This window comes from Micromonospora reichwaldensis (assembly GCF_031845925.1).
GTDB classification, from domain to species: domain Bacteria; phylum Actinomycetota; class Actinomycetes; order Mycobacteriales; family Micromonosporaceae; genus Micromonospora; species Micromonospora reichwaldensis.
This window is the reverse complement of sequence record NZ_JAVRFL010000029.1, coordinates 77849-93983: the sequence shown is the minus strand read 5'-3', so window position 1 is coordinate 93983 and position 16135 is coordinate 77849. Positions and strand designations below refer to the sequence as shown.

At 74.6% G+C, this 16135-nt stretch carries 10 protein-coding genes; 7 read left to right on the top strand and 3 right to left on the bottom strand.

Features of this window, described 5'->3' with window-relative positions; genetic code table 11:
* Window positions 1-2: 2 nt before the first annotated feature.
* The gene (locus RM555_RS22645) at window positions 3-848 is read right to left on the bottom strand and encodes a GNAT family N-acetyltransferase (RefSeq protein ID WP_311413625.1); all 846 of its coding nucleotides are present in this window, start codon (window positions 846-848) and stop codon (window positions 3-5) included.
* A 146-nt stretch (window positions 849-994) separates the two neighbouring features.
* On the opposite strand from RM555_RS22645, the gene gltB reads away from it, so the two are divergent.
* Together gltB and RM555_RS22635 are read left to right on the top strand one after the other, a co-directional pair.
* On the top strand, window positions 995-5689 hold the full coding sequence (gene gltB, locus RM555_RS22640) for a glutamate synthase large subunit (RefSeq protein ID WP_311413624.1): 4695 nt from the start codon (window positions 995-997) through the stop codon (window positions 5687-5689).
* Window positions 5682-7190 (top strand): glutamate synthase subunit beta, encoded by a 1509-nt coding sequence (locus RM555_RS22635; RefSeq protein WP_311413623.1) that lies wholly within the window; start codon window positions 5682-5684, stop codon window positions 7188-7190. The genes gltB and RM555_RS22635 overlap by 8 nt, the downstream gene beginning before the upstream one ends.
* A 60-nt stretch (window positions 7191-7250) precedes the next feature.
* Here RM555_RS22635 and RM555_RS22630 read toward each other — a convergent pair whose 3' ends face one another.
* Complete coding sequence (locus tag RM555_RS22630) at window positions 7251-8783, bottom strand: M1 family metallopeptidase (RefSeq protein ID WP_311413622.1); 1533 nt, start codon at window positions 8781-8783, stop codon at window positions 7251-7253.
* A gap of 200 nt (window positions 8784-8983) precedes the next feature.
* Between RM555_RS22630 and RM555_RS22625 the strand changes: the two genes are divergently transcribed.
* The 3 genes from RM555_RS22625 (at window position 8984) to RM555_RS22615 (ending at window position 13490) form a co-directional block, all read left to right on the top strand.
* On the top strand, window positions 8984-9784 hold the full coding sequence (locus RM555_RS22625) for an SGNH/GDSL hydrolase family protein (RefSeq protein ID WP_311413621.1): 801 nt from the start codon (window positions 8984-8986) through the stop codon (window positions 9782-9784).
* Window positions 9785-9947: 163 nt separating this feature from the next.
* A complete protein-coding gene (locus RM555_RS22620; protein WP_311413620.1) occupies window positions 9948-12581 on the top strand; it encodes an FtsK/SpoIIIE domain-containing protein in 2634 nt (877 codons plus the stop codon).
* Window positions 12582-13490, top strand: coding sequence for a hypothetical protein (locus RM555_RS22615; RefSeq protein ID WP_311413619.1), 909 nt, complete (start codon window positions 12582-12584; stop codon window positions 13488-13490). It begins immediately after the preceding gene.
* Window positions 13491-13912: 422 nt separating this feature from the next.
* On the opposite strand, the gene RM555_RS22610 is transcribed toward RM555_RS22615, so the two are convergent.
* Window positions 13913-14863, bottom strand: coding sequence for a hypothetical protein (locus tag RM555_RS22610; protein ID WP_311413618.1), 951 nt, complete (start codon window positions 14861-14863; stop codon window positions 13913-13915).
* Window positions 14864-15369: 506 nt separating this feature from the next.
* On the opposite strand from RM555_RS22610, the gene RM555_RS22605 reads away from it, so the two are divergent.
* The gene (locus RM555_RS22605) at window positions 15370-15588 is read left to right on the top strand and encodes a winged helix-turn-helix domain-containing protein (protein ID WP_311413617.1); all 219 of its coding nucleotides are present in this window, start codon (window positions 15370-15372) and stop codon (window positions 15586-15588) included.
* Window positions 15589-15829: 241 nt separating this feature from the next.
* On the top strand, window positions 15830-16093 hold the full coding sequence (locus RM555_RS22600; protein WP_091076450.1) for a DUF6244 family protein: 264 nt from the start codon (window positions 15830-15832) through the stop codon (window positions 16091-16093).
* Window positions 16094-16135 lie beyond the last annotated feature (42 nt).

The following is a 16135-nucleotide window of genomic DNA, read 5'->3' as shown; positions in this document are numbered from 1 at the left end:
CGTCAGGGGGTGACGGGGGTGGGTTCGGCGATGCAGGCGGTGCCGACGCGGCGGAAGCCGACGCGCAGGTAGACCCGGGCGATGTCCTCGCTGCCCGCCGAGAGGAAGACCAGGTCGGTGCCGGCGGCCAGCAGCTCGCGGGCCAGCGTGGCGGTGACCGCCGCGCCCAGGCCACGGCGGCGGGCGGCCGGCAGGGTGGCCACGCCGGCGATCTCGGCGACGTCGCCGACGCGCATCGCCATCCCGCTGGCCAGCGCGCCCTCGGCGGGCGTCTCCGCCAGCACGGACAGGCGCCGGCCGTCCGCGACGCGGCTCCGCTCCTCGTCGAGCGCCGCCTCGTCCAGCTCGGCCATCGCGGCGTCGCGTTGCGCGGTGCCGGCCGCGCCGGGTTCGGTGCCGGCCGCGGAGAACCCGACGGCGGCGACCGCCCGCCGCGCCGCCACGTCCGCCGCGAAGTCGCGCGCCGCCGCGTCGAGCATCCGCAGCGGTACGTCCGTGAGGGTGCCCGGGTCGGGCAGGGCGGCCGGGTCGAGCACCATCAGCGGCGCCTCCAATACCGCCAGCCCCGCCGAGCGGGCCACGGCCAGCAGGTCGGGGCTGGTCTCGTGCACCCATTCGAGGGCCTCGGGCAGGCCGAGTTCGCGCTGCCGCTCGCGTACGGCCGTGATGTCCGCCAGCGACGGCGCACCGGTGGCGTCGAGCCGGGGCCGGGCGTAGAACGGCCAGCCGGCGCCTTCCCTGACGAACAGCACGAGGGGGCCGTACTCCTCCGTACGCGCCGCGTCCCGGGGCACCGCGTCGTAGAAGTGCTCCAACCGGCCGAACAGGTCCCTGTCGAGAAAATCCACCGCGCGAGACTACACGTCCCAGAGTCTGGAAGGTGTGATCAATCTGCACTGGCCTTGCGCGCCGGACCCTAACGTAGACTCAATAGACCCTTGAGGGCCGACGTCGTCCCGATCGAGATCCACCCTGAGCGACGACAGGAGGCCCGGTGGCCTTTCCGTACCCTCACAGCAGCCCGAAGCAGGCCCCGCACCTCGGCCCGGGTGCGCCCGCGGCCGGGCTCTACGACCCCGCGCAGGAGCACGACGCCTGCGGTGTGGCCTTCGTGGCGGACCTGCACGGGCGGCGCTCGCACGCGGTCGTGGTCAACGGCCTCGACGCGCTCTGCCGGCTGGACCACCGGGGAGCCCGAGGCGCGGAACCCAACACCGGCGACGGCGCGGGCATCATGATCCAGATTCCGGACGCGTTCCTGCGCGCGGTGGTGGACTTCCCGCTGCCGCCCGCCGGCGAGTACGCCACCGGCCTGGTCTTCCTTCCCGACGACGACGACGCCGAGGCCCGCGCGCGCCGCGTGGTGGAGAAGTACGCGCTGGTCGAGGGGGCCGACGTGCTCGGCTGGCGGGACGTGCCGGTTGACCCGAGCGGCCTCGGCGAGACCGCCCTCGCGGCGATGCCCCGGGTGCGGCAGCTCTTCCTCGCCGCGCGCCGGCTCACGGGCTCGGCGGCCGGGCCGGCCGGGTCGCCGCTGGGCGGTGTCGAGCTGGAGCGGGTCGCGTTCTGCGTGCGCAAGCAGGCCGAGCGGGAGAGCGCCGAGCGGGGCGTGCCGGCCTACTTCCCGTCGCTGTCCGGGCGGACCATGGTGTTCAAGGGCATGCTCACCCCCGACCAGCTCCCGGCGTTCTATCCGGAGCTGGCCGACGCGCGGGTGGAGAGCGCGATCGCGCTGGTGCACTCCCGCTTCTCCACCAACACGTTCCCCTCCTGGCCGCTGGCGCACCCGTACCGGCTGATCGCGCACAACGGCGAGATCAACACGATCCGGGGCAACCGCAACTGGATGCAGGCCCGCGAGGCGCTGCTGCGCACCCCGAACCTGCCGGGCAACATCCGCCGGGTCTTCCCGGTGTGCACCCCGGCCGCCTCCGACTCGGCGAACTTCGACGAGGTCCTCGAACTGCTGCACCTGGCCGGGCGGAGCCTGCCGCACGCGGTGCTGATGATGATCCCCGAGGCGTGGGAGAACGACCCCGACATGGCCGCCGACAAGCGCGCCTTCTACCGCTTCCACGCGAGCCTGATGGAGCCGTGGGACGGGCCGGCGTCGGTCGCCTTCACCGACGGCGAGGTCGTCGGCGCCGTGCTGGACCGCAACGGGCTGCGCCCGGGGCGCTGGTGGCGTACGGACGACGGGCTCGTGGTGCTCGGCAGCGAGGCGGGCGTGCTCGACCTCGACCCCGCCCGGGTGGTCGCCAAGGGCCGCCTCCAGCCGGGGAAGATGTTCCTGGTCGACACCGTCGCCGGCCGGATCGTGCACGACGAGGAGATCAAGGCGGAGCTGGCGGCCGAGCAGCCGTACGCCGACTGGCTGCACGCCGGCCTGATCGAGCTGACCGACCTGCCCCCGCGCCAACACACCGTCTACACCCACGATTCCGTACGCCGCCGTCAGCAGACCTTCGGCTACACCGAGGAGGAGCTGAAGATCCTGCTCGCGCCGATGGCGCGCACGGGCGCCGAGCCGCTCGGCTCGATGGGCACCGACACCCCGATCGCCCCGCTCTCCACCCGGCCGCGGCTGCTCTACGACTACTTCCATCAGCTCTTCGCGCAGGTCACCAACCCGCCGCTGGACGCCATCCGCGAGGAGCTGGTGACCAGCCTGGCGTCCACCATCGGCCCGGAGGGCAACCTGCTCGACCCGGGCCCGGCGAGCTGCCGGCAGATCGTGCTGCCGTACCCGGTGATCGACAACGACGAGCTGGCGAAGATCCTCTCCATCGACGAGGACGGCAACCTGCCCGGCTTCAAGGCGGTCCGGGTCTCCGGGCTCTACCGGGTCCGGGAGGGCGGCGCCGGGATCAAGGCCCGGCTGACGGAGATCTGCCGGCACGTCTCCGAGGCCATCGAGGACGGCGTCCGCATCCTGGTGCTGTCGGACCGGGATTCCAACGCCGACCTCGCCCCCATCCCGTCGCTGCTGCTCACCGCCGCCGTGCACCAGCACCTCGTGCGCGAGCAGACCCGCACCCAGGTGGCGTTGATCGTCGAGTCCGGCGACTGCCGCGAGGTGCACCACGCGGCGGTGCTGATCGGCTACGGCGCGGCGGCGGTGAACCCGTACCTGGCGTTCGAGTCGGTGGAGGACATGATCTCCACCGGGGCGCTCGTCGGCACGGAACCGGCCAAGGCCGTGCGCAACTACGTCAAGGGCCTCGGCAAGGGCGTCCTGAAGATCATGTCCAAGATGGGCATCTCGACGGTGTCGTCGTACTGCGGGGCGCAGGTCTTCGAGGCCGTCGGGCTGGACGCCAAGCTGGTCCACCGCTACTTCCGGGGCACCCCGAGCAAGATCGGCGGGATCGGGCTGGACGGCATCCACGCCGAGGTCGCCGCCCGGCACGCCGTGGCCTGGCCGCCGCCGGGCGCCGTGGCGTCCGACCGGCTGGAGGTCGGCGGCGAGTACCAGTGGCGCCGCGAGGGCGAGCTGCACCTGTTCAACCCGGAGACGGTCTTCCTGCTCCAGCACGCCACCCGCAGCCGCCAGTACGACGTCTTCCGCCAGTACACGGCCAAGGTCGACGAGCTGGCCGCGGCGGCCGGCTCGCTGCGCGGGCTGTTCACCCTGCGTACGGGCGTGCGGCCCCCGGTGCCGCTCGACGAGGTCGAACCGGCCACCGAGATCGTCAAGCGGTTCGCCACCGGCGCCATGTCGTACGGGTCGATCTCGGCGGAGGCGCACGAGACCCTCGCCATCGCGATGAACCGCCTCGGCGGCAAGTCCAACACCGGCGAGGGCGGCGAGGACGTCGACCGGCTGCACGACCCGGCCCGCCGCTCCGCCGTGAAGCAGATCGCCAGCGGCCGGTTCGGGGTGACCAGCGAATACCTGGTCAACGCCGACGACCTCCAGATCAAGATGGCGCAGGGCGCCAAGCCCGGCGAGGGCGGGCAGCTGCCCGGCAACAAGGTCTGGCCCTGGATCGCCCGTACCCGGCACGCCACCCCCGGCGTCGGCCTGATCTCCCCGCCGCCGCACCACGACATCTACTCCATCGAGGACCTCGCGCAGCTCGTCCACGACCTGAAGTGCGTCAACCCGTCCGCCCGGGTGCACGTCAAGCTCGTCAGCGAGGTCGGCGTCGGCACCGTCGCGGCGGGCGTGGCGAAGCTCAAGGCCGACGTCATCCTGATCTCCGGCCACGACGGCGGCACCGGCGCGTCCCCGCTGAACTCGCTCAAGCACGCCGGCACCCCCTGGGAGCTGGGGCTGGCCGAGGCGCAGCAGACGCTGCTGCTCAACAAGCTGCGCGACCGGGTCACCGTGCAGGTCGACGGGCAGCTCAAGACCGGCCGGGACGTGCTGGTCGCGGCGCTGCTCGGCGCCGAGGAGTTCGGCTTCGCCACCGCGCCGCTGATCGTCGAGGGTTGCGTGATGATGCGCGTCTGCCACCTCGACACCTGCCCGGTCGGCATCGCCACCCAGAACCCGGTACTGCGGGAACGCTTCACCGGCCGGCCGGAGTTCGTGGAGAACTTCTTCCTCTTCCTCGCCGAGGAGGTCCGCGGCTACCTGGCCGAGCTGGGCCTGCGGTCGATCGAGGAGGCCATCGGGCAGGCCGAGCTGCTCGACGTCGCCCCGGCGATCGCCCACTGGAAGGCCGGCGGGCTGGACCTGGCCCCCGTGCTGCACCTGCCGGAGCTGCCGGCCGGGGCCGCGCGCCGGGGCGTACGGGCCCAGGACCACGGGCTGGAGCTGGCGCTGGACAACGAGCTGATCGCCCTGGCCGGGCCGGCGCTGGCCGACCGTACGCCGGTGCGGGTGGAGGTGGCGGTGCGCAACGAGCACCGCAGCGTCGGCGCGATGCTCGGCGGCGAGGTGACCCGTCGCTTCGGCGGGGCCGGCCTGCCCGCCGACACGATCGAGTTCACGCTGCGCGGCACCGCCGGCCAGTCGTTCGGCGCGTTCCTGCCGGGCGGGGTCACCCTCCGGCTGCACGGCGACGCGAACGACTACGTGGGCAAGGGCCTCTCCGGCGGCCGGCTCGTCGTGCGGCCGGACGCCGCCGCGCCCTTCCTCGACGGCGAGGCCGAGCCGGGGCAGCGGGCCGAGGACCAGACCATCGCCGGCAACACCATCCTCTACGGGGCCACCGCGGGCGAGCTGTTCCTGCGCGGCCGGGTGGGGGAGCGGTTCGCCGTACGCAACTCGGGCGCGGTGGCCGTCGTCGAGGGCGTCGGTGACCACGGCTGCGAGTACATGACCGGCGGGACCGTGGTGGTGCTGGGCCCGACCGGCCGCAACTTCGCCGCCGGCATGTCCGGCGGCATGGCCTTCGTGCACCGGCTGGACCGCCGCCGGGTCAACGCGGAGCTGGTCGACCTGGCGCCGCTGTCCGGGGAGGAGCAGGCGGTGCTGCACGAGCTGGTGCAGCGGCACTTCGCCGAGACCGACTCGGCGGTCGCCGAGGGGCTGCTCAAGCGCTGGCCGGAAGCGGTGGCGGAGTTCACCGCCGTGGTGCCCCGGGACTACCGCCGGGTGCTGGAGATCATGCGGGCCGCCGAAGCCGCCGGCCGCGACGTCGACGACGCGGTGATGAGCGCACTCTCCGTGCCCGCCGCGAAGTCCGTGCCGGCCGTGCCCGCCCCGCGGGTGACGGTCCAGGAGGTGGCTCGTGCCTGACCCGAACGGTTTCCTGCGCTACGACCGGCGGCTGCCCGCGCGCCGCCCGGTGCCGGTGCGGATCAGCGACTGGCGCGAGGTGTACCCGCCGGCAGGCGAGGAGCTCATCCGCGAGCAGGCCACCCGCTGCATGGACTGCGGCATCCCGTTCTGCCACGACGGCTGCCCGCTGGGCAACCGCATCCCGGACTGGAACGACCTGGTCCGCACCGGCGCCTGGGACGCCGCGGTGGAGTCGCTGCACGCCACCAACAACTTCCCCGAGTTCACCGGCCGGCTCTGCCCGGCGCCCTGCGAGGCGGCCTGCGTGCTCGGCATCGGTGGCGGGCAGCCGGTCACCATCAAGCAGGTCGAGGTGGAGATCGCCGACGCGGCCGTCGCGCGGGGCGGCCTGCTGCCGCGCCCGGCACCGGCGCCGACGGGCCGCTCGGTCGCCGTGGTCGGCTCCGGGCCCGCCGGCCTCGCCGCCGCGCAGCAGCTGGCCCGCGCCGGTCACGCCGTCACGGTGTACGAGCGCGACGAGGCGATCGGCGGCCTCCTGCGGTACGGCATCCCCGACTTCAAGCTGGAGAAGGTCCACATCGACCGGCGCCTGGCCCAGCTCACCGCCGAGGGGGTGCGCTTCCGCACCGGGGTGAACGTCGGCGTCGACGTCACCGCCGAGCAGTTGCGCGCCGAGCACGACGCCGTGCTGCTCGCCTGCGGCGCGCTCCAGGGCCGGGACACCCCGCAGACCCCGGGCCGCGAACTGCGCGGCGTACACCAGGCGATGGACCACCTCGTCGCGGCCAACCGGGTGGTCGCCGCGGCGGCGGGCGGCCGGCCTGACACGGCGGTGCTGCCCGACGGCAACCCGATCGACGCGGCCGGGAAGCACATCGTGATCATCGGTGGCGGCGACACGGCGGCGGACTGCCTGGGCGTGGCGCACCGCCAGGGCGCGGCCGGCGTACACCAGTTGGACCTCTACCCGCAGCCGCCCCAGGCGCGCGACGAGGCCCGGGACCCGTGGCCCACGTGGCCGTGGCTGCTGCGCAGCTACCCGGCGCACGAGGAGGGCGGCGAGCGGGTCTTCGCCGTCGCGGTCCAGGAGTTCGTCGACGACGGCACCGGCCAGGTGCGGGCGGTGCGGATCGCCGAGGTGACCGTGGAGAAGCGCGACGGGCGGCGCATCGTCACCCCGGTGCCCGGCTCCGAGCGGGAGCTGCCGGCCGACCTGGTGCTGCTGGCGATCGGCTTCGAGGGCACCGAGGAGCAGCCACTGCTCGACCAGCTCGGGGTCTCCCGCAACGCCCGTGGCGCGATCGACGCCCGGCCCGACTGGCAGACCGGCACCGACGGCGTCTTCGTCGCCGGCGACATGCACCGGGGGGCCTCGCTGATCGTCTGGGCGATCGCGGAGGGCCGCGCCGCAGCCGCCGCCATCCACGCCCACCTGGGCGGGACGGGCTCCCTGCCGGCCCCGGTGGACCCGGCCCGACAGCCCCTGGCCGCGCGCTGAGCCCATCGCCCGCGACCGCCGGTGCCCGCCCGGAGACCCGGGCGGGCACCGGCGTACCGCTCAGCGGGTCAGGAGCTGGTGCGACTCGCGGAGCTTGGTCCAGGACTTCGGTTCGGCCGGCGGGCCGGCCTTGCGGGCCGCGCCGGGCACGTCCGGCCGACCGGGGGTGAGCAGCCAGGTGGTGAAGAAGTCGTCCAGGTCCAGGCCGGAGATCCGTTCGGCCAGGGCCTGGAACTGGGCGGTGGTGGCGTTGCCGTGCCGGTGCGCGGCCGTCCAGGCCGGCAGGAGTGCGAAGAACGCCTCGTCGCCGATGGCCAGCCGTAGCTGGTGCACCGTCATCGCGCCCCGGTCGTAGACGGCGGCGTCGAAGATCCTGCCCGGTCCGGGCGCGCCCGGCGGCACCTGCCAGAACCCGGCGTCGGCCGGGTAGCTGGCGTACGTGAAGTCGAACAGCTCCTGCGCGGTGCCCTCGCCCTGTTCCTCCGACCAGAGCCACTCCGCGTACGAGGCGAAGCCCTCGTTCAGCCAGATGTCGCTCCAGTCGGCCAGCGAGACCGAGTTGCCGAACCACTGGTGGGCCTGTTCGTGCACCACCACGTAGGTGTTGGCGCCCCGGCGCCAGAAGCCCGGCCCGTACACCGGGCGGGTCTGCGTCTCCAGGGCGAAGCCGATGCCGTCGACGGGCCCGGCCACGCCGCCCTGTGCCTCGAACGGGTACGGCCCGAAGATCCCGCTGCACCACTCGACGACCTCGGCCGTGCGCCCGATGCTGGCCCGCGCGGCCGGCCCCAGCTCGCCGAGGCCGGCGCTGTACGCGTTGACCACCGGCTGCCCGTTCGGCGCCGTGTCGGTGACGATGTCGTACTGGCCGATGGCGAGGAACGACAGGTAGGTGGCGGTGGGTGAGGTGGTCCGCCAGCTCCACCGGGTGCGGTTGCCCGCCTCGGCCAGCGGCGGGCGCGGCTGGACGCCGTTGCTGATCACCTCGACGCCGGTCGGCACCGAGACGGAGACGTCGAAGGTGGCCTTGTCCTGCGGGTGGTCGTTGCTGGGGTACCACCACCAGGCCGACTCCGGCTCGTTGACCACCATCGCCCCGTCGGCGGTGCGGGTCCAGCCGGTGTAGCCGCCGACCAGCGTCTCCGACGGCACGCCCGAGTAGCGCACCACGATGGTGAGCTGCCTGCCGGCCGTGATCGCGCGGCGCGGGGTGACCGCCAGCTCGTGCACGCCCTCCCGGGTGGCCGTGGCCTGCCAGCCGTCGACCCGCACCGACTCGACGTCGAGCAGGAAGTCCAGGTTGAACCGGGACAGGTCCTCAGTGGCCCGGGCCAGGATGGTGGTGGTGCCGGTGAGCAGGTCGGTCGCCGGGTCGTAGCGCAGCCGGACGTCGTAGTGCTGGACGTCGTAGCCGCCGTTGCCGTAGTCGGGGAAGTAGCTGTCGCCCAGTCCCGGGCCGCCGGGTTGCGGTGCGGCGGCGGGGACGAGCCGACCCAGGGCCGGTGGGGCGGCCTGGCCGGGGGCGCCGGCGACCAGGCCGCCGGCGGTGGTGACGGTCAGGGCGGCGATGGCCGCCGTGAGAGCGCGTCGCACGGGGTGGACTCCCTCCGTCGGGGTGTACGCACCGGCCAACCTAATCGACGATCGTGAACATGTCGGCCCCGTCGTCCGATCCGACCCATTCCATTGATCTGAATGTTTCGATAGCATTACCGCCTGGTAACAAGCCCCCGTCCCTGGCCACGCGCGCGGTCACCGGGCCCACCACCCCCTGTCCCGTGGAGGTCCCCCTCATGCCCCACCGCCCGCTGGCCCGTGCCCTCGCCGCGCTGGTCGCCCTGTCCACCGCCGCCCTCGGCGCGCTGCTCGCCCCCGGCACCGCCCAGGCCGCCGCAGCCCTCAACTACGTGGCCCTCGGCGACTCCTACTCCTCCGGCGTCGGCGCCGGCCCGTACGACCCGTCCACCTGCCTGCGCAGCCAGAAGTCGTACGCCCCGCTGTGGGCCGCCGCCAACGCGGTCACCAGCTTCACGTTCCCCGCCTGCGGCGGCGCCGTCACCTCCGACGTCATCAACAACCAGGTCGGCGCGCTGAGCACCAGCACCACCCTCGTCACCATCACCATCGGCGGCAACGACGCCGGCTTCGCCGACGTGATCACCAGCTGCCGCTTCGGCAGCACGTCGAGCTGCACCAACGCCGTCAACGAGTCGAAGGCGTTCGCCACCACCACGCTGCCCGGCCGGCTGGACGCCACGTACGCGGCCATCCGGAACCGGGCCCCGAACGCGCGGCTGATCGTGCTCGGCTACCCGCGCCTGTTCGAGACCGGCTCCTGCGGGCTGCTGGCGATGAGCACCTACAAGCGGACCATCCTCAACGAGGCCGCCGACGTGCTCGCCACCGTCATCTCCGGCCGGGCCGCCGCGGCCGGCGCCACGTTCGCCGACACCCGCCCCTACTTCGCCGGGCACGGGGTCTGCGCGGCCGACCCGTGGATCCGTGACGTCAGCGGCGTCATCGAGGCGTACCACCCCGACGCCGACGGCTACCGGTACGGCTACCTCCCGGCCCTCAACGCCGTCACCGGCTGACCGACCCGAGTGTAAGGAAGGGCACCTTCCTATCGTTTTTTGTATAGGAAGGTGCCCTTCCTTGCACCTCAGCCGACGCGCCCGGCTTCGTCACTGTCCGGTGTCGCCGGTGTCCGTTAGGGTCCTTGTGGATCAGGTGGGACGACGGCGACGGGAGCGAGAAGTGGGCAGGCTCGCGTCGGCGTACGGGCAGGCGGTCGCCGCCCACCGGGCCGCCCGCGTCCACCTCGAAAACGCCCGCGCCGCGTGGCGTGCCGCGCCACCGCCCGCCCCACCGGAGGCCGACCCCGACCTGGTCGCCCGGCTGGCCCGCGTCGGCGGCGCGCTCGCCGCCCCCGCCCCGGGCACCCCGCTGACCGGTACGCCCCTGCCGGTCCGCCTCGGTGAGGCGATCACCGCTGGCGGCGGGTTCCCCGTGCTGGTGCCCCTCGGCGGCGGCCACCACCTGTCCGTCGACGTCGACGCCCGGGACGCGCGTGCCGCCGCGCTGCTGCGGGCCGTCGTCCTGCGGATGCTGGCCACCGCGCCGCCCGGTGGGCTGCGGGTCGCCGGGCTCGACGCCGCCGCCCTCGGGGCCACCTTCGGACCGCTGCGCCCGCTGGTCGACGCCGGGGTGCTCGACCCGCCCGCCACCACCGAGGCGGAGGTGGCCGCACTGCTCGACGACGCGGAGCGGCACGCCCGCGCCGCCCGCAACGGCGACCGCGTCGACCAGGAGCTCTTGCTGGTGGTGGCCGCGTCCGCCCCGTCGCCCCGGGAGGCCGCCCGGCTCGCCGCGCTCACCCACGCCGGCCCGGCCGCCGCCGTCTGCGTTCTGGTCGGCGGCTGGCCGTCCGGGCCGTCGGCCACCCCACCGCCGCCGCTGGGCACCACCACCGCGCTGCGCCTGACCCCCGACGGGTACGCCCACGTCGGCGACCCGCCCGGCGCGCCGTTCAGCCCCGACGGCAGCGGGCTGGCCGTGCCGGTGCTGCTCGACGGCGATCCGCCGCCGGCGGCCGTGTCGGCCCTCGCGGAGCACCTCGACGCCGCCGTCCGCCGCCAGGCCGCCGTGGGCTTCGCCGAGCTGCTGCCCCCGCACCGGTGGACGGAGTCCGGCCGAGCCGGCCTGCGTACCGTGGTCGGGCGCGCCGGCCGGGAAGCCGTCGCGGTCGCCTTCGACGACGCCACCCCGCACTGGCTCGTCGGCGGGCGCACCGGCGGCGGCAAGACGGTCTTCCTGCTCGACGTCCTCTACGGACTGGCCGCCCGCTACTCCCCGGCCGAGCTTCAGCTCTACCTGCTCGACTTCAAGGAGGGCGTGAGCTTCACGGAGTTCGTGCCGACCGAGCGCGACCCCGCCTGGCTGCCGCACGCCCGCACGGTGGGCATCGAGAGCGACCGCGAGTACGGCGTCGCCGTGCTGCGCGAGCTGCGCCGTGAGCTGAACCGCCGGGCCACCCTGCTCAAGCGGCACGGCGTCACGAAGCTCGCCGATTTGCCCGCCGACGTCGCGGCCCCCCGGGTCGTGGCGGTGGTCGACGAGTTCCAGGTGCTGCTGGCCGGCAGGGACTCCATCGCCCGCGAGTCGGTGGACCTGCTGGAGGAGTTGGCCCGCAAGGGCCGCTCCTACGGGGTGCACCTGGTGCTGGCCAGCCAGAGCACGACCGGTATCGACGCCCTCTACGGGCGGGCCGAGGCCGTCTTCGGGCAGTTCGCCCTGCGGGTGGCACTGCCCGGCGGCGGCGGCGTGCTCGACCGCGACAACCCCTCCGCCGCCACCCTGAGCGTCGGCACGGCCGTGCTCAACACCGCCGCCGGGGCCGCCGGCGCCGACACGGTCGTCCGCTTCCCCGATGCGCATGCCGAATCCGGCGCGCTGGCCCGGCTGCGCCACGAGCTGTGGCAGGCCCGCCCGGCGGGTGACCGCCCGCCGTCGGTGTTCCGGGGATACGAGGGGGCCCGCGTCGAGGACGACACCACGTTCGCCGGTCTGCGCCCCGGCGGCCGGCGTCCCCTGGCGCTGGTCGGCCGCACCGTCGACATGGACGGCACGTCCGCGCTGTTCATGATGGACACCAGCCCCGGCCGGCACCTGGCCGTCGTGGGCACCGCCGTCACCGCCGCCGAGGTGCTGCGCGCGGCCACCCTCAGCCTCGCCCGCCAGCACGGCCCCGGCGAGGCGCGGTTCCTGCTCGCGCCCCTCGTGGCCGCCGCCGACCCGGCCGTCGACGACACCGTCGCCGCGCTCGTGGCCGCCGGCCACACCGTGGAACGCCTCGACGCGCACGCCCTGCGCGACCGGATCGTGCAACTGGCCGCGCCCACTCCGGCCCCGGACGCGGCGCCCGGCGCGGACACGTCGACCGGCCCGGACGCTGCGGCCGGCCTGGTGACGGCGGCCGGCGTGGCGGGATCCACCGGTGCGGGGCCGGCCCGCAGCTACCTGGTCGTGTTCGGGATGGACGCCGCCTCCGCCGTGTTCGCCGCCGCTGATCCGGTGACGTTCCGTTCCGCCCACGAGGACCTGCGTGCCCTGCTGCGTCAGGGGCCGGGGCGGGGCGTGCACCTGCTGGGCTGGTGGCGTGGCCTGCGCCGGCTCGCCGACGACCTCGGTGGCACCCAGAACCGGGACGACGTCGCCTGCCTGGTCGCGCTGAACGTGACCGGCGCCGAGCTGGGGCTGCACCTGGGCGTGCACGATCTGGCCTACGAGCCGCGCGCCGACCGGGCGCTGCTGGTCGACCGGCACGACCAGCGGGTGCGCCTCATCGTGCCGTTCACCCGCGACGGGGACCCGTCGGACGGAGAGAGCTGAGTGTCCACCTTCGAGGACTACGCGGCGCTGGCCCGTCATCTCGCCGCTCGGCGGCAGGCCGGCGAGCAGGGTGCCGCCGCCGAGTCGGCCCGCCAGCGGGACCTGCACGCCGCCGTCGACTACCTCGACCGCCGGCTCACCGCGCAGGGGCAGCGCCTCGACCAGCTCGGCCACACGATCGGCAGTCCGCCCCCGCCCCCCGGCCAGCCGGTGCCCGGCGCTGCCCCGGTCGCCCCGACGTCGGGTGCGCCGGTGCCGACTGCGCCCACGTCGGGCGGGCCGGTGGCGGCTGCGCCCACCTCGGGCGGCCTGTCGGCTGTGGGAGTGCCATCGGCCGGGCGGCCCGACGGGTTGCCGCCACCGGGGGCGGGGTCGGTCGGCGGCGCAGCCGCCGCGCCGGGGCGGCCGGAGGTCGGGGCGTACCCCCAGGGGAGCCCGGGGGAGACGGCGCTGGCGGTGCCGGGCGGGGTGCCCACGCCGCGCGCCGGGGAGCTGGACCCGGCGGCGGAGCTGGAGTCGGCGCGGCGCTGGGCCGACGAGGCCGACCGGCTGGGCCAGCAGGTCGAGCTGCTGGCCCAGCGCCCGGCGCTGTTGCCGAGCTGGTCACCGATGGCCCGGGCGCTCGCCGTCTATCTCGGTTGTGCCGGCGTCGGCGTGCTGCTGATGCTGGTCATGGTGCTCGCCTCCGGCGTCGGGGCGCTCGGCCTCGGCACGCTCTACACGTGGATGTGCGCCGGGTTGCCCGCCGTGTCGTTGATCGCCGGGTGGCTCATCCTCGGTCGCTGGGGCACGCCCGCCGTGGTCGTCGGCACGCCGCCGCGCTACCCCCTGCTGGGCATCCTGGTCTGCTTCCTGGCCGTCCCGCTGGCCTACTGCGGCTACCTGCTGATGTTCCGCGCCCTGCGCTGACGCCGCGCCGTCGCGCCGGGCGGCGGTCTCGGTGGCGGCGAGGAAGGCGTCCAGCTCGGCGGGGGTGAGCCCCTCGTCCTCCAGCAGCGCCAGGAGCAGCACAGTGCCGGCGGTCACCGCCGGGGCGGTGCCGGGCGGCGGCGGGCGCTCGCCCAGGGCCGCGCCGAGCAGCGTCTCCGCCAGCGTCGGGTCGACGTCCACGCCGGTCAGGTCGTAGCGTTCCCGGGCCGCCGCGACGAACCTGATCAGCGGCGCGCGGTCCTGCCCGGCGGCGAACCGGCGGCGCGCGGCCACCAGCAGCGCCCCGGCGAGCAGGTCGGCGTAGCGCAGCCACTGCGGCTCGGTGAAGCGGCGCAACCGGCGGTCGTGCCGGCCGAGCCGCCCGTCGAGCAGGCTCCGTAGGGCGGTCGTCGGGTCGTCGGTCATGGACGGTTCCACCTTCCTCGGTTCTGTCGGCTGCGCGGCAGGCCCGCTCTGGCCTGGGGATCGTGCCGCCGGGTGCTGGCGACGACCAGGTCGGCGGCGGCCCGTGCCCCCTGTGCCGTTGCCCGTGCGGTCGCTGATGCGTCCGCCCGCGCCGGGGCGACTCGCCGGGGCGGCAGCGTGGGTGCCGGCTCCGGTGTGCCGGCCAGGGCCGCCGCCCACCGGTCGATGGCCCGGTCGCCGTGCGCCAACCGTGCGGCCACCAGGTCGAGCCGGGCCACGGCCGCCCGGAACCGGCCCGCCGCGGCCAGGTCGCTCGGGTCGCGCGCCGCGCCGGGCCGCTGCGGCAGAGTGCCTCCGCCGGTGGGGCCGGAAGGCTCCCGGTGGTGGCTGCGGCGGATCCGGTCCTCGGCCGCCGCCAGCCACCATCGGGTCCTGGCGGCCTCGGCGGCGGCCCGGTCCGCGTCGGCGCGGGCCGCCCGCAGCCCGGCGAGCAGGTCACCGGCGCTGCCGGAACCGGCCCGGGCCACGCCGAGCCCGGCGTGCACGAGGCTCAGCGCCCGCCAGCATTCGGTGACGGCATCCTGCCAGGGCAGCCGCCGGCCGGGCGGTCCCGCGCCGTGCAGCAGCCCGCCGGCCCGGTCGGCCGCCGCGATGGTCGCCAGCCAGGCGTCCCGAAGCCGGTCGACGGCACGTGCGTGCCCCGGCAGTTCCGGCGGCACCGCCCGGCCTCGGGGCGCCGGCAGCACGGGCGACGCCGGGCGGATCGGCGGCGGGGCGTCGCGCCGGTCGTAAAGTCGGGCCCGCGCGGCGCGCTGCGCGTCGCAGGGGCCGGGCCGTCCGCACCTGCGGCAGATCCCGGTGTACGCCTCCGTGTCGTGCTCGACCACCGTCCGCCGCGCCTCGGCCATCTCGAGCAGGACGTGGTGGCGCAGCTCGTCGGCGTTCACGGTGTGACGACCCTGGCGTGCTTCACCAGGCGGGCGAAGCTCACCTCCGGGCACGGGTACGGCTCGCCGCACCCGCACATCCAGCGCGTCACGGGCCGGGGCGGGTGGGCGAACAGCACGTCGTCCGCGTCCTCGACGTCCTGCGCCGACGCGAATAATCGTCCGGCGGCGGGTGACGTGTCGTTCGGCGATGGCGCGTGGTCGTTCATCGGTACGCGGCCGGCGGGTGGGTCTGGTTCGTGGGGCACGAGGGTGTCTCCCGTCCGTCGATGGCGGTGCGGAATCCAATCCGGGGTCGTGTGCGGGCGACCACGGCACGCCCGGCCGACCGGGGGGATCGACCGGCCGGGCGCTCTGTGCGGTGGGGAAGAACCGGGTCCCGTGGGTGCTGACCAGGGGCTCGGCTGATGTTGAACCTACGATACCAGGCTATCGCAGTCAAGCAATCACTTGCGATAGCAAGGTGAGGGGTGGTCGAATAGCGGTGCTGACCAGGGAGTATCGCTATGCCACCGAGCCCCAAGTGGGTTTTGCTTGCCGAGCACATTCGCAACCAGATCGCATCAGGCGAGTTGCCGCCAGGCGAGAAGTTGCCGTCCACGTCGGAGCTCTGCCAGATCCACGGCGTATCCGCGATCGTGGTGCGCAATGCGATGCTGACGCTGAAGGCCGAAGGGCTGGTCGTCGGTGTTCCCGGGGTGGGCGTCTTCGTCGTAGACGAGTGACGTCCGAACGTGTGGTGCCACACTGCCACCGCTGAGCGATCCGGGCCGCATCGTGGGACTCCCTGTAGATCTTGGCAGCTTTCGGCCCTCAGGGGGGCAGCGTATCGCCAAGATCTAACCGCCGGTGTTGTCTTCAGGTGATCACACGGTCGCGCTCGGTGCGCTGATCTCGTACTCTCCTCTGTGGTCGTGGCTCGTGCGGGGGCGCGACGGTCATCCGTGGTGGATCGGGGGAGGGCACGTGAGCGCAGCGGAGATGATCGCCAGGCTGGCGGCGGCGTCGCAGAAGCTGGACGAGGCAAAAGCCAAGACGGCAGCGGCTGCCCAGGACGCGGCCGAGGCGCGGCAACTCGTCGCGGGCGCGTTGCAGGGCATCGGGGCCGGGCCGTTGATCGGCATGATCGACTCGTATCGGGAAGCGCTCATGAGGGCTGCTCAGGGCAGCGAGCCGGCCAAGCAGCAGGTGCAGGAGACCATCGCCAAGGTGCACGCGTTGGGAAACTGAGCACGGGTGGTGGCGGCACAACCAGCCAACCACCCGTGGTAC